At 67.1% G+C, this 21,802-nt stretch carries 14 protein-coding genes; 8 read left to right on the top strand and 6 right to left on the bottom strand.

Going from position 1 to position 21,802, the window contains the following annotated elements; all coding sequences use genetic code 11:
• Positions 1-474 precede the first annotated feature (474 nt).
• Positions 475-1,632, top strand: a complete 1,158-nt coding sequence (locus P5W98_RS04260; RefSeq protein WP_421073786.1) for a porin — start codon at positions 475-477, stop codon at positions 1,630-1,632.
• Positions 1,633-1,782: 150 nt separating this feature from the next.
• Here P5W98_RS04260 and P5W98_RS04255 read toward each other — a convergent pair whose 3' ends face one another.
• Entirely contained in the window at positions 1,783-2,121 is a 339-nt protein-coding gene (locus P5W98_RS04255) for a P-II family nitrogen regulator (protein WP_035527352.1), read from the bottom strand.
• 76 nt (positions 2,122-2,197) lie between these two features.
• Positions 2,198-4,318 (bottom strand): NAD(+) synthase, encoded by a 2,121-nt coding sequence (locus P5W98_RS04250; RefSeq protein ID WP_434718367.1) that lies wholly within the window; start codon positions 4,316-4,318, stop codon positions 2,198-2,200.
• A gap of 156 nt (positions 4,319-4,474) precedes the next feature.
• Here P5W98_RS04250 and P5W98_RS04245 point away from each other — a divergent pair, with 156 nt between their 5' ends.
• From P5W98_RS04245 to P5W98_RS04235, 3 genes are all read left to right on the top strand, one after another.
• Positions 4,475-5,647, top strand: coding sequence for a GNAT family N-acetyltransferase (locus tag P5W98_RS04245; protein ID WP_434718366.1), 1,173 nt, complete (start codon positions 4,475-4,477; stop codon positions 5,645-5,647).
• Positions 5,648-5,716: 69 nt separating this feature from the next.
• Positions 5,717-6,037 carry a GIY-YIG nuclease family protein gene (locus P5W98_RS04240; protein ID WP_421044199.1) on the top strand — a complete coding sequence of 107 codons (321 nt, stop codon included), beginning with the start codon at positions 5,717-5,719 and terminating at the stop codon, positions 6,035-6,037.
• Between the two features lie 154 nt (positions 6,038-6,191).
• Positions 6,192-9,137 (top strand): EAL domain-containing protein, encoded by a 2,946-nt coding sequence (locus P5W98_RS04235; RefSeq protein WP_434718365.1) that lies wholly within the window; start codon positions 6,192-6,194, stop codon positions 9,135-9,137.
• Positions 9,138-9,254: 117 nt separating this feature from the next.
• Here P5W98_RS04235 and ppa read toward each other — a convergent pair whose 3' ends face one another.
• Entirely contained in the window at positions 9,255-9,782 is a 528-nt protein-coding gene (gene ppa / locus P5W98_RS04230; RefSeq protein WP_129561469.1) for an inorganic diphosphatase, read from the bottom strand.
• 304 nt (positions 9,783-10,086) lie between these two features.
• On the opposite strand from ppa, the gene P5W98_RS04225 reads away from it, so the two are divergent.
• From P5W98_RS04225 to P5W98_RS04215, 3 genes are all read left to right on the top strand, one after another.
• Positions 10,087-11,526 (top strand): aldehyde dehydrogenase family protein, encoded by a 1,440-nt coding sequence (locus tag P5W98_RS04225; protein WP_434718364.1) that lies wholly within the window; start codon positions 10,087-10,089, stop codon positions 11,524-11,526.
• A 76-nt stretch (positions 11,527-11,602) separates the two neighbouring features.
• Entirely contained in the window at positions 11,603-12,361 is a 759-nt protein-coding gene (locus P5W98_RS04220; RefSeq protein ID WP_129561467.1) for an SDR family oxidoreductase, read from the top strand.
• A 77-nt stretch (positions 12,362-12,438) separates the two neighbouring features.
• Positions 12,439-13,758 carry an MFS transporter gene (locus P5W98_RS04215; protein ID WP_434718363.1) on the top strand — a complete coding sequence of 440 codons (1,320 nt, stop codon included), beginning with the start codon at positions 12,439-12,441 and terminating at the stop codon, positions 13,756-13,758.
• A gap of 92 nt (positions 13,759-13,850) precedes the next feature.
• Here P5W98_RS04215 and P5W98_RS04210 read toward each other — a convergent pair whose 3' ends face one another.
• From P5W98_RS04210 to hemC, 3 genes are read right to left on the bottom strand one after another with little or no spacing between them, the layout of a single operon-like run.
• Positions 13,851-15,050, bottom strand: coding sequence for a heme biosynthesis protein HemY (locus tag P5W98_RS04210; RefSeq protein ID WP_434718362.1), 1,200 nt, complete (start codon positions 15,048-15,050; stop codon positions 13,851-13,853).
• 3 nt (positions 15,051-15,053) lie between these two features.
• Positions 15,054-17,270, bottom strand: coding sequence for a fused uroporphyrinogen-III synthase HemD/membrane protein HemX (gene hemDX / locus P5W98_RS04205; protein ID WP_434718361.1), 2,217 nt, complete (start codon positions 17,268-17,270; stop codon positions 15,054-15,056).
• The gene (gene hemC, locus P5W98_RS04200) at positions 17,267-18,295 is read right to left on the bottom strand and encodes a hydroxymethylbilane synthase (protein WP_434715438.1); all 1,029 of its coding nucleotides are present in this window, start codon (positions 18,293-18,295) and stop codon (positions 17,267-17,269) included. Before hemC ends, hemDX begins: the two co-directional genes overlap by 4 nt.
• Before the next feature lie 311 nt (positions 18,296-18,606).
• Here hemC and ppc point away from each other — a divergent pair, with 311 nt between their 5' ends.
• Positions 18,607-21,723 carry a phosphoenolpyruvate carboxylase gene (gene ppc / locus P5W98_RS04195; RefSeq protein ID WP_434718360.1) on the top strand — a complete coding sequence of 1,039 codons (3,117 nt, stop codon included), beginning with the start codon at positions 18,607-18,609 and terminating at the stop codon, positions 21,721-21,723.
• The last annotated feature ends 79 nt before the right edge of the window (positions 21,724-21,802 follow it).

Genomic DNA, 21,802 nt, shown 5'->3' with positions numbered 1-21,802 from the left:
TTTGCGCGGCCAATTCGCGCATTCCGCCCTACGCCTGACGATATTTTGCGTCAATAGTGGCAATCCTGAAGATCCTCCGTCAGCAAACGTGTGTGCCTTGTCCCGCAAGGCTTTAGACATACTTTTCAGATCGTGCTGACCACCATCCAGGAAACACGTATGGCAATTTGGCGACACCCCAGCACCCACAAGCGATTTCGGTCGCCAGCGTCAGGCTTTTTTGCTAAATTAGTAACCAAAGTAGCAAAACGAAGTTCATTAAAAGTAGTTTCACTTCAAATAAGAACGGGAGATGCCAGTCAACCAGGGGATCTGCAAGACGACTCGACCAGGTTGTCCTGCTCGCATCGTTTCCGTACGCCGATCCTCGGGTCACGCTCCCTACGCGACAACTTCTGTCCGCGGCGCCCCGAACGCGCGGACGTCATTGGCAGTACTTAGGTTGACTCTTTGACAGGGTATGGAGGAGAAAAGATGAAGAAAGCTCTGCTCGCCGCAGCGTTGATGTCGGCTGGCGTAGTCGCGCATGCGCAAAGCAGCGTGACCCTTTACGGCCGTCTGGATGCAGGTATCGCATACATGAACGGCATCGGCGCAGGCAGCGACGCCCAAGGCCGCGCCACTCATGGCACGAGCCAGGTTCAGCTCGAAAGCGGCTACTGGGGCACGAGCCTCTGGGGCATGAAGGGCGTTGAAGACATCGGTGCCGGCAACAAGGTGCTGTTCCAGTTGGAAGGCAGCTTTAGCACGGCAACCGGTCAAGGCCCGGGCGGCGGCGGTCTCTTCAATCGCTGGGCAACGGTCGGTATGGCCAACGACATGTACGGTACGCTGCTGATGGGCCGCGAACTGTTCATCGCGAACGGCATTTGGGACTTCGACCCGTTCGGCCAGTCGAACTGGTCGTCGGCATCGATGGTCCGTGGCCGTAACTGGCCCGCGTCGAGCAACAACATTTCGTACCAGTCGCCGAAGTTCTACGGTTTCGACGTGTACGGCCAGTACTCGTTCTCGAACGCCACGAGCTGGAACGGCAACGGCAGCACGTCCCAGGGTCGCCAGGACGGCCTGCAGCTGACCTACACGAACGCGCTGTTCCAGATCCGCGGCCTGTACGATGAAATCCGCAACCCGATCAACGGCCAGCTCAATGGCGACCCGACCGTGACCGACCCGGCCACCGGCCAGACCGGCGGCCCGTTCACCGCGTCGCGCGAATACACGATCATGGCGAACGTGTTCCTGGGTCCGTTCAAGGTCCAGGGCGGCTATCAGGCCATTCGCACGTCGGGAATGAACGGCGCATTCACGATGCCCGGCCAGCCGACCACGCTCGATCACGAGTGGGGTGGCGTGACGTGGCAAGCCACGCCGGCAGCCGCGCTGATCGCGGCGGTCTATCACGTCAATGCGAACAACGGCGGCGGCAATGCCACGCTCTACACGGTTGGTGGCTCGTACAACCTGTCCAAGCGCACACTGCTCGACCTCCAGGTCGCGACGGTGCAGAACAGCAAGTCGGCCAACTTCGGTCTGAACGCGAACAACCCGGGCTTGGGCGCCGGAACGGGCAACCCGCTGCCGGGCCACAGCCAGACCGGCGTGTACGCAGGCATCCAGCACTCGTTCTAATTCGCGAGAAGTCTGGACAGAACAGTTACATCGAAGTTTTCACGCTGCTGCGAGAGGCGCGTATCGGTGCGGTATCCCAACGGGTATCGCACCGTTTTTTATTTTGGGGACGGGCCGTGCGAGCGGCGCCGTCCCCTGCTTTTTCTGATTTCAGACCGCCGCTTCGTTCTCTTCGCCGGTGCGGATCCGGATCACGCGCTCGACGTCGGTGACGAAAATCTTGCCGTCGCCGATCTTGCCCGTGCGCGCCGCACCAATGATCGCATCGATCACCTGGTCGGTCTGCGCGTCGGCGACCACCACCTCGATCTTCACTTTGGGCAGGAAGTCCACCACATACTCGGCGCCGCGATAAAGCTCCGTGTGGCCCTTCTGGCGGCCGAAGCCCTTCACCTCGGTCACGGTCAGGCCCGTGAGGCCCACTTCGGCAAGCGCTTCGCGCACTTCGTCGAGCTTGAACGGTTTAATGACGGCTGTAATGCGTTTCATGGCGATCCTCGTCTGTCTCAGTTTGTTTGCGGTTCGTCCGCAGGTTATCCGCGATTTTACGCTGTGCGCGACGATTTCAAGACGCAGCGGCGGGCGGCGGCGCGCTCGCGCGCTCCTGATCGGGCACGCGCTCGAGATCCGCGAGCCACACGACCGACTCCGAATCGCTCGGCGCGCGCCAGTCGCCGCGCGGCGAGAGCGAGCCGCCCGAGCCCACCTTCGGCGCGTTCGGAATGCAGGTTCGCTTGAACTGGCTCGTGCGGAAGAAGCGGTCGAGAAAAATCCGCAGATTACGCTTGATGGCCGCGAGATCGTACTGATTGCGCGCGACCTTCGCGTTCTCGGGCCACGCGCCCGTCTCGCGCTCGCGCCACGCATGGCGCGCGAGGAACGCGACCTTCGAAGGCGCGAAGCCGAAGCGCAGCGTGTAGTAGAGATTGAAGTCCTGCAGCTCGTACGGGCCGATCGTGCTTTCGGTCTTCTGCTCCGGCACGCCGTCGGTCTTGCCCGGAATCAGCTCTGGGCTGATGTCGGTGGCGAGAATCGCTTCGAGCACGTCACGCCCGCGTTCGTCACCCCGGCCGTTCTGGCCGATCTGCCCCGTCTCCGCGACCCAGCGCACGAGATGCGTGATGAGCGTCTTCGGCACGCTGGCGTTCACGTTGTAGTGCGACATGTGATCGCCCACGCCGTAGGTGCACCAGCCAAGCGCGAGCTCGGAAAGATCGCCCGTGCCGATCACGATCGCGTGGTTGAAATTGGCGAGGCGGAACAGGTGATTCGTGCGCTCGCCCGCCTGCACGTTCTCGAAGGTGATGTCGTAGCTCTCCTTGCCTTCCGAATACGGGTGGCCGAGGTCTTCGAGCATCTGCATGCAGCTCTGGCGAATATCGATCTCGCGCGCCGTGCAGCCCACCAGCGTCATGAGCTCGCGCGCCTGGCGCAGCGTGCGCTCACTCGTCGCGAAGCCAGGCATGGTGTACGCGAGAATATTGGCGCGCGGCAGCTTGAGGCGGTCCATCGCCTTCGCGCAGACCAGCAGCGCGTGCGTGGAATCGAGCCCGCCCGACACACCGATCACCACCTTCTTGATGCCGGCCTGCGAGAGCCGCTGCACGAGCGCCTGCACCTGGATGTTGTAGACCTCGTTGCAGCGCTCATCGCGGCGCTTCGGATCGGCCGGCACATAAGGGAAACGCTCGACGCGGCGTGCGAGCGCCAGCGTCTCCTGCTCCCAGGCGCCCTTGCCTGTGGCGCCCAGCTCGCAATGGATCACGCGGAACTTCGCGATCTCGTCGGCATGACGGCGCACCGAGTCGCCGAAGGTGGTCTGCCGGATGCGCTCCTGCTGGAGCCGGTCGAGATCGACATCGGCATAGATCAGGTGCGAGTCGTCGAGGAAACGCCCGGACTGCGCGAGCAGCTCGCCGTTTTCGTAGACGAGCGCCTGGCCGTCCCAGGCCATGTCGGTGGTCGATTCGCCCTGGCCCGCCGAGGTGTACAGATACGCGGCGAGGCAGCGCGCCGACTGCTGCGAAACCAGTTGATGCCGATACCCGGCCTTGCCCACCACCACGTTCGACGCGGACAGGTTCACGAGCACCGATGCCCCCGCGAGCGCCGCGAACGACGACGGCGGAATCGGCACCCAGACGTCCTCGCAGATTTCCACGTGAAAGCGCAGGCCCGGGGTCGGCGCCGCATCGAACAGCAGCGACGCGCCGAACGGCACGTCCTGGCCGGCGAGGTGCACCGTTTCGGTGCTCGCGCAATCGGCGGCGCTGAACTGGCGCGGCTCGTAGAACTCGCCGTAGTTCGGCAGATAGCTCTTGGGCACGACGCCCGCCACGCGCCCGCCCGCAACGACCGCCGCGCAGTTGAACAGCGCATGGCCGACGCGCACCGGCAACCCCACGATCATCGCGAGCGGCAGCGTGGCCGACGCGGCGGCGATCTGCGCGAGCGCGCGCTCGCACGCATCGAGCAGCGCTTGCTGGTGAAAGAGATCGTCGCAGCTATAGGCGGAAAGGCCGAGCTCGGGAAACGCGATCAGCACCGCGCCGCCGTCTGCGGCCTCGCGCGCGAGCGCGAGCGTCTGTTCGGCATTGAAGGCCGGATCGGCCACGCGGCAGCGCGGCACGCCCACGGCCACGCGCGCGAAGCCATGCGAATAGAGATTGAAGAAGCGCTGTTTCATCTGGATGACCGATAAGCGATTGGGGGCATGGAGACGCTCAGGCGACGCCCAGTGGACATTCAGTCCGACTCGCGCCCTCACCCGTTCGGATGGTTTGCCTTACCATGAACGTTTGCCGCGGCGCGGCGCTGCGCCAAGCCACAACGGGCACGCAAGTTGAATAAGGAACATTTTAATTATCGCACGGGCATTCTCGGCTCACCGGCCGAGGTCGACGCTGCGCAATGGAACGCGCTGCTCGCGCGCCAGGCGCAGCCGACGCCCTTTTTGCGCCACGAATTCCTCGCGGCGCTCGACGCGACGCGCTGCGCCACGCCCGACGCGGGCTGGGCGCCCCAGTTCGTCACGCTCACCGACGCGCGCACGGGCCAGCTCGCCGCCGCCGCGCCCGTCTACCTGAAAGGCCACTCGTACGGCGAATACGTGTTCGACTGGGCCTGGGCCGACGCCTACAAGCGCAACGGCCTCGAGTACTACCCGAAGCTCCTGTGCGCGGTGCCCTTCACGCCCGTGCAGGGCACGCGCCTGCTGGCCGCCGACGAGCACGCGCGCCGCCATCTGGCCGCCACGCTGGTCGCGTTCGCCGAGCAGGCCGACGTCTCGTCGCTGCATGTGCTGTTTCCGAGCGCCGAAGACGCGGCCATGCTCACCGACCTCGGCATGATGCAGCGCGAAGGCGTGCAGTTTCACTGGCTCAACGACGGCTACCGCGACTTCGACGACTTTCTCTCGACGCTCGAACAGAAGAAGCGCAAGAACATCCGCGCCGAGCGCCGCAAGGTGCGCGACGCGGGCGTGACGCACCGGCGCATTCGCGGCGAGGACATCCGCGACGAGCACTGGCGCTTTTTCAGCCGCTGCTACCGGCAGACCTATCGCGAGCACTTTTCGTCGCCGTATCTGAATCTCGACTTCTTCCGCGCGATTGGCGAAACGATGCCCGAGAACCTGATGCTCGTGATCGCCGAATACGAGGGCAAGCCGATCGCAAGCTCGCTCGTCGTCTACCAGCGCGACGCCGACGGCAGCGGCGGCACGCTCTACGGCCGCTATTGGGGCGCGCTCGAGCACGTGCCCTGCCTGCACTTCGAGACCGCGTACTATCAGCCGCTGGAGTTCTGCATCGAAGAGAAGCTCGCCGTGTTCGAAGGCGGCGCTCAGGGCGAGCACAAGATGGCGCGCGGCTTCATGCCCACGGTCACGCGCTCGACGCATTGGCTCGCGCATCCCGCGTTCGCCGACGCCGTCGCCCACTTTCTGCAAGGCGAGGCGAACCAGATTCATGCCTATGTGCATGAGCTGAACGATCATAATCCGTTTCGCAGCTAGATTCGGCAGCTGAGTCCGGTAGCTAGATTCGCCCCCATCACCGTTCAAACGATCATCGCACCCCCAGTCATGCCGTGGTTCCTCTACCTGCTCGAATGCGCCGATGGCAGCGTCTACACGGGCATCGCCGTCGACGTCCAGGCGCGTTTCGCGCAGCACGCGAACGGCACCGGCGCACGCTACACGCGCTCGCGCAAGCCGGTGCGCGTGCTCGCGCAGTTCGAGCTGGCCGACCGCGCCAGCGCCCTGCGCGCCGAATACCGTGTCAAGCGCCTCACGCCGCGCGAAAAACGTGCGCTCGCGGCTGGCGAGCGCACGCTGGAGTCGGTGCTGCCGGCGCCGGCCGAGCCGTCCGGGCGTACGGAGCCGGAGGAGGAGACGCCGGCTTAAGCGTCCACGCGGACACACGCCCATCGCCGCCCGTCACTGCCCAAGCCTAAAGCCCGCCCCGCTTGCGCCGTTATCCTTCACAGGAGCGCCGAGCGTTTGCCCTCGACGCGAGCCGTCACGTCATTCCGTAAAGCGACCGGAGCGGTGAGGCCTGATGAGACGATTCAAAATGGAGCCCACGCGGCAGACCCCGGGGTGGCATGGACTGCGGCGCACCACGGCCGTCCTGCTGCCGCTGTGGTTGCTCGCGGTGGTGATGACGGTGATCGCGTCGATCAGCCTCGCGATCATGTCGATCCTGCTCGCCTATGTGGCCGGGGAAAGCACCTGGTCGAAAGGCCAGAAGGATGCCGTATATGCGCTCGACCGCTACGCCCGCGTCGGTGACGAAGCCGACTACCGCTCCTTCCTCGATTGGATCGCCGTGCCGCTGGGCGATCGTGCGGCCAAGCTCGAAATGAACCGGCCGCAGCCCGATGTGGCGGGGATCCGGCGCGGCTTCGAGCAGGGCCGCATCGCGCCCGCCGACGTCGACGGCATGACCTGGGGCTACCGCACGCTCAAGAACACGCCGTGGATGCGACCGGCGGTGGCGTACTGGGACATCGGCGACCGCTACATCCTGCGCCTCGCCGAAACCGGGACGCGGCTGCATGCGCTCGCGCAGGCGGGCAAGCTGCACAGCGCCGAGTCCGCCGCGCTCGTGCGCGAACTGCACGCCATCGACAGCGAGCTCGCGCCCATCGAAAACGGCTTCTCACGATCGCTCGACGATGCCGCGCGCGCCACGCGCTCGCTTCTCACGTTCACACTCGCGGCTTGCGCGTTCTTGCTGCTCGCCGTGTTCACGCTATTCATCCGCCGCGTGCTCAAGCGCAGCGACCGTCTCGAAGCCGAGGTGCGCAAGAACGAGGAGCGCCTGAGCCTCGGCTTCGCGGGCATCAACGCGGGGCTCTGGGACTGGGAGGTCGGCAGCCGCCAGTGCTACTTCTCGAACTGGCTCTACGAGCAGCTCGGCTACGACGCTAGGCTTGCCGCGGGCACCCCGTTCGACAGCGAAACCGGCCTCGTGCAACTCGTGCATCCCGACGATCTGCCTCGCGTGCGCCAGGCGCTGCGCCGTCACCTCGCGCGCGCGACGACCTTCGATGTGGAATTCCGCCTGCACACGCTGGCCGGCGGCTACTGCTGGTGCCGCGCGCGCGGGCAAGCGGTGCGCGACGCGCGCGGCCGCGCGGTGCGCATGGTCGGATGCCTGTTCGACATCTCCGATCTCAAGACGGCGGAAGCGCAGGCGCATACCGAGCACGAACTCGCGGAGGTCACGCTGGCCTCGATCGGCGAAGCCGTGATCCGCACCGACGAAGACGGGCGCGTCACCTACTGCAACGCTGTCGCCGAGCGCATCCTCGGCCGCCGCGCCGCCGCGCTCCTCGACCAGCCCTTCGGGACCATCTGCGACCTGCGCAACGGCGCCGGCGAGGCCTGCGGCCTCGACATTGCTGGCAGCGCGCCCGCCGTGTGCGCAGCCGACGGGACCAGCGGGACCAGCGGGACCAGCGGGATAAGCGGGATAAGCGGGATAAGCGGAACAGGCGGCGGCGCGGCGGATCTCTACGTCGCGCGCCCGGACGGCTCGCGGCTCGCAGTCGACTACTCGGTCTCGAGGCTGCGCGACGCGCGGGGCGGCACCATCGGCACTGTCATTGTGCTTTACGACGTGAGCGCGCTGCGCGAGCACGCGGCGCGCCTCTCGTATCAGGCCACCCACGACGAGCTGACCGACCTGTACAACCGCCGCGAATTCGAGCAGCGGCTCGGCGCGCTGCTCGAAGGCGGCGCGGGTAGATCAGGTTTCCCAGCCATCACCGGCGAATCGCGCGAGCGCTCCGCGCACTCGGCCATGTTCCTCGACCTCGACCAGTTCAAGGTGGTCAACGATACCTGCGGCCATTCGACCGGCGACGAACTGATCCGGGAAGTCTGCAGCGTGCTGCGCAACACGCTGCGCGGCACCGACATCATCGCGCGCCTCGGCGGCGACGAATTCGGCGTGGTGCTGCCGCACTGCCCGGTCGTGCATGCATGGGCGCTCGCCGAGGACCTGCGCGAGGCCATCGCCGGCATCCGCTTCACGGGCGGCGGCCGCATCGTGCAGACGAGCGTGAGCATCGGCCTCGTCGGCGACGTGGCGAGCCTCGCCTGCGTGAAGGAAGTGATGAAGGCAGCGGACGTCGCCTGCTACATGGCAAAAAAGAAGGGACGTAACCGCGTGCACCTCTTTCGCTTCGACGACGAGGAGCTCTCCGAGGCTCACACGCAAATGGCCTGGGTCGCCGACATCAAGGCGGCGCTCGAAGACGACCAGTTCTGCCTGTTCGGCCAGGAGATCGTGCCGCTCGCACCCGACTCCGGCCCGCAGGACGCGCATGTCGAGGTGCTGCTGCGCATGCGCTCGGCCGCGGGCGCGCTGGTGAGCCCGGCGGGATTCATCGGCGCGGCGCAGCGCTTCGACCTGATGCCTGCGATCGACCGCTGGGTGATCGCGCGCGCGTTCGCGACCATCGCCGCCGGCGCGCACCGCTACGGCACCTGGTCGATCAACATCTCGGGCGCCTCGCTCGGCGACGAGCGGCTCGCCGACTATATCGAAGAGCAGCAGCGGGTCTGGGACATTCCGTTCTCGCGCGTGTGCTTCGAGATCACGGAGACCGCCGCGATCACGAACATGCACGACGCCATCACGCTCATCTCGCGCCTGCGCGCGCACGGCTGCCGCTTCGCGCTCGACGACTTCGGCGCGGGCATGTCGTCGCTCAACTATCTGAAGCACCTGAGCGTCGACTATCTGAAGATCGACGGCAGCTTCATACGCGGCATCGTCGACAGCCCGCTCGATCAGGCCATCGTCCGCTCGATCAACGAGGTCGCGCACGCGGCCGGCAAGGAAACCATCGCCGAGTGCGTCGAGGACGCGGGAATCGTCGAGTGCATGATCGCCATGGGCGTCGACTTCGTGCAGGGCTATGCGCTCGGCAAGCCCGCGCCGCTCGACGCCCTGCGCGTGCCGCAGGCGCGCGACATGGCCGAGCTCGATTGAGCGGCCGAGCTCGATTGAGCGGCCGGCAGACGCGGCGCCAGCGCCTGGCGCGAACGCCGCGGACGAAAAAAAAGCGCCCCTTGCGGAGCGCTCTGGCCAGCGGTGCTGGCTTCGCGATTACTTCTTGAAGTTCGCGACGCCGTCGGTGATTTCCTTGTGGGCGGCTTCGATGCCGACCCAGCCTTCCACCTTGACCCACTTGCCCTTTTCGAGCGACTTGTAGTTCTCGAAGAAGTGCTTGATCTGATCCATCAGGTACGCGGGCACGTCTTCCAGCGACTTGATGTTGGCCGTCATCGGGCAGACCTTGTCGTGCGGCACGGCGATCAGCTTGGCGTCGACGCCCGACTCATCGGTCATCTGCAGCATCCCGAGCGCGCGCGAGCGCACGACCGAGCCTGCCAGCAGCGGGAACGGCGTGATCACCAGCACGTCGACGGGGTCGCCGTCACCGGAGAGCGTCTGCGGAATGAAGCCGTAGTTCACCGGATAACGCATGCCCGTGCCGACGAAGCGGTCGACGACCAGCAGGCCCAGGTCCTTGTCGGCTTCGTACTTGACCGGATCGCTTTGCGCCGGAATTTCGATGATCACGTTGAAGTCTTGCGGCAGATCCTTGCCGGCGGGGACATTTGCGAAGCTCATGAGCGCTCTCTGTTGAGAAGGGAAAAAGCGACGGTTGCATGCGCGGGGCGCGGACCGGCACGAATCAGCACCATCGGCCAAAACGCGCACGACGCTCCAGCGTGCAACCGGACGTCGGAAGTTGGCGCCCATTATAGCCAATCGCCCGCCGCGTCCGACGGTTCGGCCCAGGGCTTTCCCGCACGCGGATGAAGCACCTGCTGAATTGGCGTGATAATGGTCGCGCCGGAGGCTTTGCCCTTTTGGCGTTGCTCGTTTTGCATTCCCCTTCCCTCGTTTCATCCCCCATTTACGAGGCGCATGCATGGAAGAAGCGAAGCACTTCATCGGCGGCGCGTGGCGCTCGCCCGCCAGCGGCGAGACCCTCGCCGCAATCGACCCCTCCACTGGCCAGCCGTTCGCGCAGCTCGCGCGTGGCAATGCCGCCGATATCGATGCAGCCGTATCCGCCGCGCGCGCCGCGTACGAAGGCGCCTGGGGCGCACTGAGCGCAGCGGAGCGCGGACGCTTGCTGTTCAAGCTCTCGGCGCGCGTGGCCCAGCATCAGCAGGCGCTCGCGCAGCTCGAAGCGCGCGACACCGGCAAGCCGCTCAAGCAGGCGCGCGCCGACGCCGCCGCGCTCGCGCGCTACTTCGAGTTCTACGCGGGCGCCGCCGACAAGCTGCACGGCGAGACGCTGCCCTACCAGGCAGGCTATACGGTGCTCACGGTGCGCGAGCCGCATGGCGTGACCGGCCACATCGTGCCGTGGAACTATCCGATGCAGATTTTCGGGCGCAGCGTGGGCGCAGCGCTCGCGGCCGGCAACGCCTGCGTCGTGAAGCCCGCCGAGGACGCCTGTGTCTCGCTGCTCGAAGTGGCGGCGCTCGCGCACGACGCGGGTCTGCCCGCCGGCGCGCTGAACATCGTCACGGGCCTCGGTCACGAGGCGGGCGCGGCGCTCTCCGAGCACCCCGGCATCGACCACATCTCGTTCACGGGCTCGCCGCAAACGGGCAAGCTCGTCGCCCAGACAGCCGCCGGCAATCACGTGCCCGTCACGCTGGAGCTGGGCGGAAAGTCGCCGCAGATCGTGTTCGCCGATGCCGATTTCGACGCCGCGCTGCCCGTGCTCGTCGCCGCCATCGTGCAGAACGCGGGACAGACGTGCTCGGCGGGCAGCCGCGTGCTGATCGAGCGAGCCGCCTATGAGCCGCTGCTCGAACGGCTCGCGGCGGCGTTCGGAGCGTTGCGCGTCGGGCCCGCGAGCGCCGACCTCGATTGCGGGCCGCTCATCAGCGACAAGCAGCGGCGGCGCGTGCGCGAGTTTCTCAACGAAGCCCAGCGCGACGGCATCGCGACCGCTGCGCGCGGCAAGCTCGAAGCCGATGCGCCCACCGGCGGCTTCTACGAAGCGCCGGCGCTGCTGCGCGACGTGCCGCCGCAAAGCCGCCTTGCCCAGGAAGAAGTGTTCGGCCCGGTGCTCGCGGCCATGCCCTTCGACGACGAAAGCGAGGCGGTCACACTCGCCAACGGCACCCCCTACGGGCTCGTGGCAGGCGTATGGACGCGCGACGGCGCGCGCCAGATGCGCATGGCGCGGCGCGTGCGCGCGGGCCAGGTGTTCGTGAACAACTACGGTGCGGGCGGCGGTGTCGAGTTGCCGTTCGGCGGCACGCGCCTGTCCGGCTATGGGCGCGAAAAAGGCTTCGAGGCGCTGTACGGCTTCACGGTGCTGAAGACCATCGCGCTGCGGCACGGCTAGCGCGGCGCAATAGCGCTCGCGCACCTCCGCGCATAGTCAGGAAAACGGAATAAATCCACCAACACATGGAGACATCATGCGACTCAAAGGCAAGACCGCTGTCGTGACGGGCGCCGGCTCGGGCTTCGGCGAGGGCATCGCGAAGACTTACGCGCGCGAAGGCGCGAACGTCGTCGTCAACGACCTGAACGGCGCCGCCGCGCAGCGCGTCGCGAGCGAGATCGCGCTCGCGGGCGGCAAGGCCATCGCGGTGACCGGCGACATCACGCGCGAAGCCGACTGGCACGCGCTGCGCGAAGCCGCCGTCGAGGACTTCGGCAGCGTGCAGATCGTCGTCAACAATGCGGGCACCACGCATCGCAACAAGCCCGTGCTCGAAGTGAGCGAGGCCGAATTCGACCGCGTCTACGCCGTCAACGTGAAGGGGCTCTACTGGAGCGTGCGGGCGTTCGTGCCGCACTTTCGCGAGCATGGCGGCGGCGCGTTCGTCAACATCGCCTCCACGGCGGGCATACGGCCGCGCCCGGGGCTCGTCTGGTACAACGGCAGCAAGGGCGCGATGATCGTCGCCAGCAAGGCGCTCGCCGCCGAGCTCGGCCCCGACCAGATCCGCGTGAACTGCGTGAATCCGGTGATCGGCGATACGGGCCTGACCGCCGAATTCATGGGCGTGCCCGACACGCCCGAGAACCGCCAGCGCTTTATCGCGGGCATTCCGCTCGGGCGCTTTTCCACGCCGCAGGACGTGGCCAACGCGTGCCTCTACCTCGCCTCCGACGAAGCAGCCTTCATCACCGGCACCTGCATCGAAGTGGACGGCGGGCGCTGCGTATAGCACGTTCTGGCACGTTCTGGCACGTTCCAGCGCGCTCCCCAGGCAACCAGCACCACGATCGAGTCTATGGAGAAACTATGGCCAGTCCAGCGAATCACCTGCCGCAAGCGGGCGCGGGCGCTCCGCCCTCCGCCTTCGAAGAAGCCACCTACCGCAAGGTCGCGTGGCGCCTCATCCCGCTGCTGATGCTCTGCTACGTGGTCGCGTATCTGGATCGCGTCAACGTGGGTTTCGCCAAGCTGCAAATGAGCGCCGCGCTCAATCTCTCCGATGCGGTCTACGGCTTCGGCGCGGGCATTTTCTTCATCGGCTATTTTTTATTCGAAGTGCCAAGCAATGTGATCCTGCATCGCGTGGGCGCACGCGTATGGATCGCGCGCATCATGGTCACGTGGGGCCTCGTCTCCATCTTCACGATGTTCGCGACCACGCCCACCATGTTCTACGTGATGCGCTTTCTGCTCGGCTTGTGCGAAGCCGGCTTCTTCCCGGGCATCATCCTCTATCTCACGTACTGGTATCCGGCGCACCGGCGCGGCCGCATGACCACCTGGTTCATGACGGCCGTCGCGCTTTCGGGCGTGATCGGCGGCCCGGTCTCGGGCTGGATCCTCAAGTCGTTCAACGGCGTGAACGGCTGGCAGGGCTGGCAGTGGCTGTTCCTGCTCGAAGGTCTGCCTTCGATTATCGTCGGCGTGCTGGTGTTTTTCGTGCTCGACGACCGCATCGGCGACGCGAAGTGGCTGAGCGCCGAAGAACGCGCGCTGCTCGAGCACAACATCGCCGCCGAGGACGCCACCAAGGAAAACCTCCCGCTCGCCAGGGTGCTCATCAACGCGCGCGTGCTCGTGATGAGCCTCACCTACTTCTCGTTCGTGATGGGCCTCTACGGCGTAAGCTTCTGGCTGCCCACCATCATCAAGGCGACGGGCGTAAAAGACGCGCTCATGATCGGGCTGCTTTCGGCGATTCCGTTCGCGGCGGCGGTGGTCGGCATGGTGCTCGCCGCGAAGAGCGCCGACCGCCTGCGCGAGCGCCGCTGGCATATCGCGATTCCGGCCGCGATCGGCGCGATCGGCCTCGTGCTCTCGGTCGCGTGGGCGCACGACACCACGCTCGCGATGACGGCGCTCACGATCGCCACCATTGGCATTCTCACCACGCTGCCGCTGTTCTGGAGCCTGCCCACGGCCTGGCTCGCGGGCGCCGGCGCGGCGGCGGGCATCGCGCTCATCAACTCGATCGGCAATCTCGCGGGCTTTCTGAGCCCCTATGCGGTGGGATGGCTCAAGCAGGTCACGTCGGCGAATGATTCGGGCATGTATATGCTTGCGGCGTTCATGATCCTCGGCGGCTTGCTCGCGCTGTGCGCACCCGCGAAACTGGTGAACCGCTAGCGCGGCTACGCGCGCCAACATGCAAACGGCCGCTTGAAAGCGGCCGTTTTGCGTTGCGTTGCGTTGTGAAGCGAAGCGAAGCGCGCCAGGTCTTAAACGACGTTCATCGCCAGTGCGCTCTCGCGATAGTGCGTGGCCGCCTTGCCGGCGTCGCCGAGCTGCTCGTGCAGGCGTGCGAGCGCGCGATGCGAGCGGATCTTGAGCGGCTCGTTCTCGCTCGCCTCGGCGGACTTGAGCGCGGCCTCCAGGAACGACTGCGCCTTGCCCCAAAGCTGCTGCTTCAGGCACAGGCGGCCCAGCGCGAACAACAGGTCGCCGTCCTCGGGACGCTCCTTGCGCCATGCCTCGGCCTTCTGAATGAGCGGCAGCGCGTCGTTGCCCGCGGTGTCGGGATAACGGCGCAACAGGCGCGCATCCCAGCTCTGCCCCAACGCTTCCTCGACGATCTTGCGCGCCTCGTTCGGGCGGTCGAGTGCGATCAGCAGTTCTGCGGCGCAGTCGGCCAGACGCGGCGAATAACGCTCGACCGGCGTGAGCGCGTGCCAGAGCTCGAGCAACGCGTCCGCGTTGTGGCGCCGGTCGCGCAACAGGTTCTCCGCCGCGAGCTGGCGCAGGCGCACCGCCACGGCCGGATGCAGCGCCTCGCGCTTTTCCAGCGTCTTCACGAGCTTGAGCACTTCGCCCCAGTTCTTGAGCTGCTGCTGCGCGCGCAGCGCGATCTGCTGCGCGTGAATGCGGCGGCCGCCCTGCGAGCGCATTTCGGTGAGCGCGGCGAGCGCCCCGTCCGCGTCGCGCCCATCGGCGCGCATGTCGGCGGTGGCCATGAGGCGCGCTTCCTGGAGGTCGGGGTCGTCCACCTGCGTGAGCCAGTCGTCGCGGCGCGCGTACTCGTGCAGACGATGCGCGGCGTTCGCGGCAATCAGGCCCGCGGCGCCCTTGTTCTTCTCGTCGACGAGCGAATCGCGCGCGGCCTTTTCGGCCCGTGAGAAGCGGCCCGCGTAGAGATTGCCCACGGCGTCGCGCAGCGCCGAGTTGGCCTTTTCCGTGCGCATGCGCGCGCGGTAGGCGGCGACGCGGCGCGGCATCGTCACGATGTTGCGCGCAAAGCGCAAGAGCGCGTAAAGCAGCAGGAACGCGACGACGATGCCCACCACGAAGAGATTGAGCGAGACGTCCACGCGATACGGCGGGTAGACGAGCAGCACCTGCCCCGCGTCGAAACGGCCCACGGTGGCAAGCGCGACGGCGACCGCGAAGAGGATCGCCAGCCAGATAAGTCCACGGATCGCCATGTATTACCCCCGGCTCCGGTATTGCTGGAGTGCCTTCAGGCTCGTGTCGAGCGTGGGCAGCGCGACCGCGCCCGAACCCGCATCCACCTGCTTGAGCAGGTCGCGCACGTTCTGCGTTTCCTTCGACGCGCTGTCGAAGTAGCGCGCGAGCGCCGTGTCGGCGGCAGCGAGGTCGGACTTGAGCGTGGGCCCGTTGCGCGAGAGCAGCGACAGACGCGCCGAAAGCAGGCGCAGCTTCAGGTTCTCGCGCACGAAGTAGCCCTGGTCGGGCGAAGTGAGCATGGCGTCGGCGTTGTCGATGCGGCGCACCTGCACGAGGCTCGCGATCTGCTTGCCGATGCCCGAGACGAAGGTGTCGAGCCACGCGCGCCAGCGCGGCTCGCCGGTGGCGGCGGCCACTTTAGCGGCGTCGAGCGGCGGGGCGACTTCGGGCTTGGTGTGCGCGACCAGCGCTTCGCCCGCGAGCGGGAGCGAGTCGACCGCGTCCAGCGCGGTATCGAGCTTGATCGCGAGGCCCGCGAGATCGGTGGATGGCGCGGCCTTGAGCTTGTCGACGTCCTGCGCGATGGCCTTGCGCACGGCGAGCGCCTGCGGGCTGTCCGAGGCGGCCAGACGCGTGTCGGCGCTTTGCAGCGCGAACAGCGCGAGCTGCGTGTTGCCGGTGAGCTGCAGCTGCTCGCTCGCGCTCGACAGCATCTGGCCGACTTCGGCGAGCGTCCATTCGTCGCGGTTGCGCGCGAGATCGGCGTACTGCTGCGCGAGCGCCTGCTGTGAGTTCTGCGCGTCGGCGATCTTGCCTTCGAGCAGCGACATCTGCTTGTCGACCTGCTGGGCGTTCGCGACGGCCTGATCGGTGCGTGCGCGCAGCGCGGCGCTCTGCTGCTCGGCGGCCTGCTGGCGCTGCATGAGCGCTGCGTCCACGCGGTCGAGCTTGCGGTTAAGCGCGTAGCCGCCTGCCCCCGCGCCTGCGGCGACCAGCACCACCACGAACCACAGGGCGGCCAGGCCCGCACCGCCGCGCCGCACGGGCTGCGATGACGCGGGTGGCGTGGAGGAATAAGTGGAAGAGGCGGATGCCGGGCGCGCACTCGCGGCCGCAGGCGAAGCGCCGCTGCTGCCCTGGGATGCCGCGCCCCGATTGGAAACCTGGCTGGAATCGTTCGAATCAGTCATGCGTGGTTGTGCCGGCGACGACGCCGGGGTGTTCTGAACCGGTTGAGCTGCCTGTGCCCCACCATGAGGCGCAGCTAAATGCGCTACGGAAGAAGCCGAGGATGCTGAAAGGGACAACGCAAGGCCCAGCAGCGTTTCGACGATGCGCTCGTCGCCCGCGCCGGACACCGTAATCCTATCAAAACCCAAACTGCGCGCCGTCTCGCCGATCCGCGCATGGGGCGCGACCAGCGGCGCGTGGCGCAACTCGACGAGTTCGCCTGCAGTAAGGTGATCGCGCGCGAGCTCGTCGAGATTGCGCACGCCTTCGGAACTGGTCACGAGCCACGCGTGCGGCGCGCCGCCGAGCAGCGCATGCACGCTCTCCCAGACGCCGATGGGCGGCTCGGGCATGGCGCGGCGGTAGGCAGCGACGGCCTCGACTTCGGCGCCCGCCTCGCGCAGGCGCTCGGCGAGCCATTCGCGGCCGCCGTCGCCGCGCACGATCAGCACGCGCTTGCCCGCGAAAGCGTTCTCGCCGAGCGTTTTTTCGAGCGCGGCGTAGAGCGACTCGGAGTCGAAGCGCGCGGATTCCTCGTCGGCGGGACGCGCCGGGCTGATCACGCGATGCTCGGGCGCCGCGACGCCGTGACGCGCGAGGGCAGCCACGCTGGCCGGCCCCACCACGGCGACGGGCAGCGCATGCGGCCAGATCGACGAAATCGCACTGTAGTGGCCGAACGCACGGTCGACGGCGTTGGGCGAGACGAACACCACCAGCGCGTAGCGGTCGAGCGCGCCGAGCGCTTCGCGCAAGGGCGCGTCGTCGCGCACGGTTTCGATGGCAATGAGCGGGAATTCAAGCGTGCGCAGGCCGCGCGACTCGAGCTGTGCGGCAAGCGAGCGCGACTGGCCGGCCGGTCGGGTAATGACGACGGTGAACGGCCCGGAAGCACGATTGGAAGCAGCACCACCCGCGCCCCCGCCAGGGTCGGCGGGGCCGCCCCACTCATCGGGCTGCGCAGGAGCGCTCGCGCCGGCGCGACGCGGCTGCCAGGGGGCCGTCATCGCGCGCCCGTCTCGTCCGGCTTGCTGGCCGGCGGCGCGTTCGGCGCACGCGCATCGTCGGCGCTGGCCTCGGAAAGCGCGCGCACGATCTCGAGCGCGCCCTGGGCGATCAGTTCGTCCGCGACCCGGCGCCCCAGCGCGACGGCATCTTCAACGGTGGCCGGCGCCGTGTCGCCTTCGGCGGCGAGCACGCGGCTCGCGTCGGGCGTGGCGATCGTGCCGCGCAGCGCGAGCCGCCCATCGCGCCACTGCGCGTACGCGGCCAGCGGCACCGAGCAGCTGCCGCCGAGCGCGCGCGACACCATGCGCTCGGCCTCCACGGCCTTCGCGGTGGCGTCGTCGTGCAGCGGCGCGAGCCACGCGGCCAGATCGGCGCGATCGGCGCGGATCTCGATGCCGAGCGCGCCCTGCCCCGCCGCTGGCAGGCTGTCCGCCGGCTCCAGCAGCGCGCGGATGCGCGCGCCGAGGCCCAGGCGCTTTAACCCCGCCGCCGCGAGAATGATGGCCGCGTAGTCACCGCGATCGAGCTTGGCAAGGCGCGTGTCGAGGTTGCCGCGCAGCGGCTTCACGTCCAGATGCGGATAGCGCGCGCGGATCATCGACTCTCGGCGCAGGCTGGAAGTGCCCACGACGCTGCCCGGCGGCAGCGCCGCAAGCGATTCGTAATCGTTGGACACGAGGGCGTCGCGCGGGTCCTCGCGCTCCATGATGGCCGTGAGCGCGAAGCCCTCGGGCAGCTCCATGGGCACGTCCTTGAGCGAATGCACGGCCAGATCGGCGCGTCCTTCGGCCAGCGCCTGCTCCAGCTCCTTGACGAACAGCCCCTTGCCGCCGACTTTCGACAGCGTGCGGTCGAGAATTTGATCGCCGCGTGTCGTCATTCCGACAATTTTCACGTCGCAGGATGGATATAATTTGTGCAGCGCAGCTTGCACATGCTCGGCCTGCCACATCGCCAGGCGGCTCTCCCGCGAAGCGATCACAAGGGTGCGGGGCGTGGGCGCGGATAACATCTCGGAATTCATGGCAAGCACATCGAATGACGGGTTCGAAAAACAGAATCGGATAACGGGCAATGTTAGCACGCGCCCCTTTTTCGGCCTGCCGCCCGCAAGCCGATGGGGCTCACGAAGCCCCTCCCCGGCAACACCGGCCCTGTCCGAACTGTCCGCACGCTGTCTCATAATATGCGCGATGCACGTGCGGCACGCGCAAGATGGCGCATTCATTCCAGGTTACACCCGTTGTACCCCTGACCGCGGCCCGCGCCGCGGCCATGCAGTTGGCAGTTCCCGATCAACTTGTCCATCTCCTGGCTAGTCCTGAGGAAAACATCGTGAAGTCTTCCGGATCGGCGCGCGCAGAGCGCCGCAACAACGCATCGCAACCCGCCTCTTCCACGGCCGCCGAAACGGCCGCCCCGTCGACGGCCAAAAAGGCCAAGTCGACGACCACCGTGAAAGCCTTGACCCCATCGACCCAATCGACGAAGGCGGCAAAGGCCACGAAAGCGGCAGACGCGACGAAGACCACGAAGGCCACCCCAACTCCCAAGGCCCTGAAAGTCACTCGAGCTGCCAAGCCCGCGGCGAAGTCGGCGGCGAAGCCCGCGACCGCCGCGCGCAACGCCCGCGCACGCGACGACAAGGACCAGCCGCTGTTCGAGGACATCCGCTACCTCGGCCGCCTGCTCGGCGAAGTGCTGCGCGAGCAGGAAGGCGACGCCGTGTTCGACGTGGTGGAAACCATCCGCCAGACCGCCGTGCGCTTTCGCCGCGAGGACGACAACACCGCCGCGCTCGCGCTGGAAAAGCAGCTGCGCGCGCTCTCGCCCGAGCAGACCGTGAGCGTGGTGCGCGCGTTCAGCTATTTCTCGCATCTCGCGAACATCGCCGAGGATCGCCATCGCAACCGCCGCCGCCGCATCCACGATCTCGCGGGCTCGGCGCCGCAGGCGGGCACCATCGCGCATTCGCTCGAACGTCTAGCGCAGGCGGGCGCGGCCGCGACGCCCGTGCTCCAGCAGTTCTTCAACGACGCGCTGATCGTGCCCGTGCTCACCGCGCACCCCACCGAAGTGCAGCGCAAAAGCACGCTCGATTCGCAGCACGACGTCGCGCGCCTGCTCGCCGAACGCGACCAGCCGCTCACGCATCGCGAGCGCGAGCAGAATGAGGCGCTGTTGCGTGCGCGCGTGACCTCGCTCTGGCAAACGCGCATGCTGCGCGACTCGCGCCTGACCGTGGGCGACGAAATCGAAAACGCGCTTTCGTACTACCACACGACCTTCCTCACCGAGATCCCCGCGCTGTACGGCGAGATCGAAACGTCGCTGAAAGAGCACGGCGTCGATGCGCGACTGCCCGCGTTCTTCCAGATGGGCAGTTGGATCGGCGGCGACCGCGACGGCAACCCGAACGTCACCGCCGCCACGCTCGAAGAAGCGAGCGAGCGCCAGGCGCAGGTGATCCTGCAGCACTACCTCGATGAAGTGCACAAGCTCGGCGCGGAGCTGTCCGTCTCGAACCTGCTCGCGGGCGCGAGCGACGAGTTGAAGGCACTTGCCGCGGCCTCGCCCGACCAGTCGCCGCACCGCGTGGACGAGCCGTACCGCCGCGCGCTGATCGGCGTCTATACGCGGCTTGCGGCCAGCGCGCGCGTGCGCCTCGGCGAAGGCGTGGTCGCCGTGCGCAGCGCGGGCCGCAACGTCCAGCCCGTGCGCGCGCAGCCCTACGCCGACGCAGCCGAGTTCTCGCGCGACCTGCATATCCTGATGGATTCGCTCGCCGAGCATCACGGCGCCTCGCTCGCGACCACGCGTCTTGCCCCGCTCATGCGCGCCGTCGACGTGTTCGGCTTCCATCTCGCGAGCATCGACTTGCGCCAGAGCTCGGACATCCACGAAGCCGTGATCGCCGAGCTGCTCGCGCGCGCGGGCGTGCAAGCCGATTACGCGTCGCTCTCCGAAGACGACAAGCAGATCGTCCTGCTTGCGCAGCTCGCCGACGCGCGCCCGCTGCGCTCGCCCTGGCTCGACTACTCGGACCTCGTGAAAAGCGAGCTCGGCGTGCTGGAGATGGCGCGCGTGACGCGCGAGAAGTTCGGCGCGCGCGCGGTGCGCAACTACATCATCTCGCACACCGAAACGGTTTCCGACCTGCTCGAAGTGATGCTGCTGCAAAAGGAAACCGGTCTCATGAGCGGGCGTCTCGGCCATGCCGACGATGCCGCGAAGGCCTCGCTGATGGTGATCCCGCTGTTCGAGACGATCCCCGATTTGCGCAACGCCACGCGCATCATGCGCGACCTGCTTGCGCTGCCGGGCATCGACAGCATCGTCGAGCACCAGGGCAACGAGCAGGAAATCATGCTCGGCTACTCGGACAGCAACAAGGACGGCGGCTTCCTCACCTCGAACTGGGAGCTCTACCGCGCCGAGCTCGCGCTCGTCGCGCTCTATCGCGAGCGCGGCATCACGCTGCGCCTGTTCCATGGCCGCGGGGGCACGGTGGGCCGCGGGGGCGGTCCGACCTACAACGCGATCCTCTCGCAGCCGCCGGGCACGGTCGAAGGCCAGATCCGCCTGACCGAGCAGGGCGAAGTCATCGCTTCGAAGTTCGGCAATCCGGAGATCGGCCGCCGCAACCTCGAAACGGTGATTGCCGCCACGCTCGAAGCCACGCTGCTGCCGATGGGCAAAGCCGCCGGCAACGCGCCGGACCAGTTGCCCGTGTTCGAAGAGACCATGCAGATGCTCTCCGATGCGGCGATGGCGGCGTACCGCTCGCTCGTCTACGAGACGCCCGGCTTCACCGACTACTTCTTCGCCTCGACGCCGATCACCGAAATCGCCGAGCTCAACATCGGCAGCCGGCCCGCCTCGCGCAAGCTGCAGGACCCGAAGAACCGCAAGATCGACGACCTGCGCGCGATTCCGTGGGGCTTCTCGTGGGGCCAGTGCCGCCTGCTGCTCACCGGCTGGTACGGCTTTGGCAGCGCGGTGGCCGCGTATCTCGACGAAGCGGGCAACGACGCGGAGCGCACGCGCCGCCTCGCGCTCTTCAGGAAGATGTACAAGACCTGGCCGTTCTTCTCGAACCTGCTTTCGAACATGGACATGACGCTTGCGAAGACGGATCTCGCGGTGGCGTCGCGCTATGCGCAGCTCGTCGCCGACAAGAAGCTGCGCAAGCTCGTGTTCGACCGCATCGTGGCCGAGTGGGAGCGCACCACGCGCGTGCTCGACGAGATCACGGGCGCGAGCGGCCGTCTCGCGGATAACCCGCTGCTGGCACGTTCGATCAAGAACCGCTTCCCGTATCTCGACCCGCTCAATCACTTGCAGGTCGAGCTGATCAAGCGCTATCGCGCCGGCGACCCGAGCCCGCGCGTGCGGCGCGGCATTCATCTGACGATCAACGGGATTGCGGCGGGGTTGCGCAATACGGGTTGATCTTTACGCGCATCGAGAAACGGCGTCATGCCCCTACGGGCACGACGCCGTTTTTTTCTTGCGCCGATTGCGTGAAGGG

The sequence above is a fragment of the Paraburkholderia sp. A1BS-2L genome (genome assembly GCF_051125205.1).
Taxonomy (GTDB): Bacteria; Pseudomonadota; Gammaproteobacteria; order Burkholderiales; family Burkholderiaceae; genus Paraburkholderia.
Note: the sequence above shows the minus strand (reverse complement) of the source record. Positions and strands in the feature narration are given on the sequence as shown.

What these genes read in the sequence shown, in the direction of transcription:
- ppa (WP_129561469.1), bottom strand. Translation starts at nt 9,782, where the DNA reads ATGAGCTTCGCAAATGTCCCCGCCGGCAAGGATCTGCCGCAAGACTTC.
- P5W98_RS04255 (WP_035527352.1), bottom strand. Translation starts at nt 2,121, where the DNA reads ATGAAACGCATTACAGCCGTCATTAAACCGTTCAAGCTCGACGAAGTG.
- P5W98_RS04225 (WP_434718364.1), top strand. Translation starts at nt 10,087, where the DNA reads ATGGAAGAAGCGAAGCACTTCATCGGCGGCGCGTGGCGCTCGCCCGCC.
- P5W98_RS04220 (WP_129561467.1), top strand. Translation starts at nt 11,603, where the DNA reads ATGCGACTCAAAGGCAAGACCGCTGTCGTGACGGGCGCCGGCTCGGGC.
- hemDX (WP_434718361.1), bottom strand. Translation starts at nt 17,270, where the DNA reads ATGACGGCCCCCTGGCAGCCGCGTCGCGCCGGCGCGAGCGCTCCTGCG.
- P5W98_RS04235 (WP_434718365.1), top strand. Translation starts at nt 6,192, where the DNA reads ATGAGACGATTCAAAATGGAGCCCACGCGGCAGACCCCGGGGTGGCAT.
- P5W98_RS04215 (WP_434718363.1), top strand. Translation starts at nt 12,439, where the DNA reads ATGGCCAGTCCAGCGAATCACCTGCCGCAAGCGGGCGCGGGCGCTCCG.
- hemC (WP_434715438.1), bottom strand. Translation starts at nt 18,295, where the DNA reads ATGAATTCCGAGATGTTATCCGCGCCCACGCCCCGCACCCTTGTGATC.
- P5W98_RS04250 (WP_434718367.1), bottom strand. Translation starts at nt 4,318, where the DNA reads ATGAAACAGCGCTTCTTCAATCTCTATTCGCATGGCTTCGCGCGCGTG.
- P5W98_RS04240 (WP_421044199.1), top strand. Translation starts at nt 5,717, where the DNA reads ATGCCGTGGTTCCTCTACCTGCTCGAATGCGCCGATGGCAGCGTCTAC.
- P5W98_RS04260 (WP_421073786.1), top strand. Translation starts at nt 475, where the DNA reads ATGAAGAAAGCTCTGCTCGCCGCAGCGTTGATGTCGGCTGGCGTAGTC.
- P5W98_RS04210 (WP_434718362.1), bottom strand. Translation starts at nt 15,050, where the DNA reads ATGGCGATCCGTGGACTTATCTGGCTGGCGATCCTCTTCGCGGTCGCC.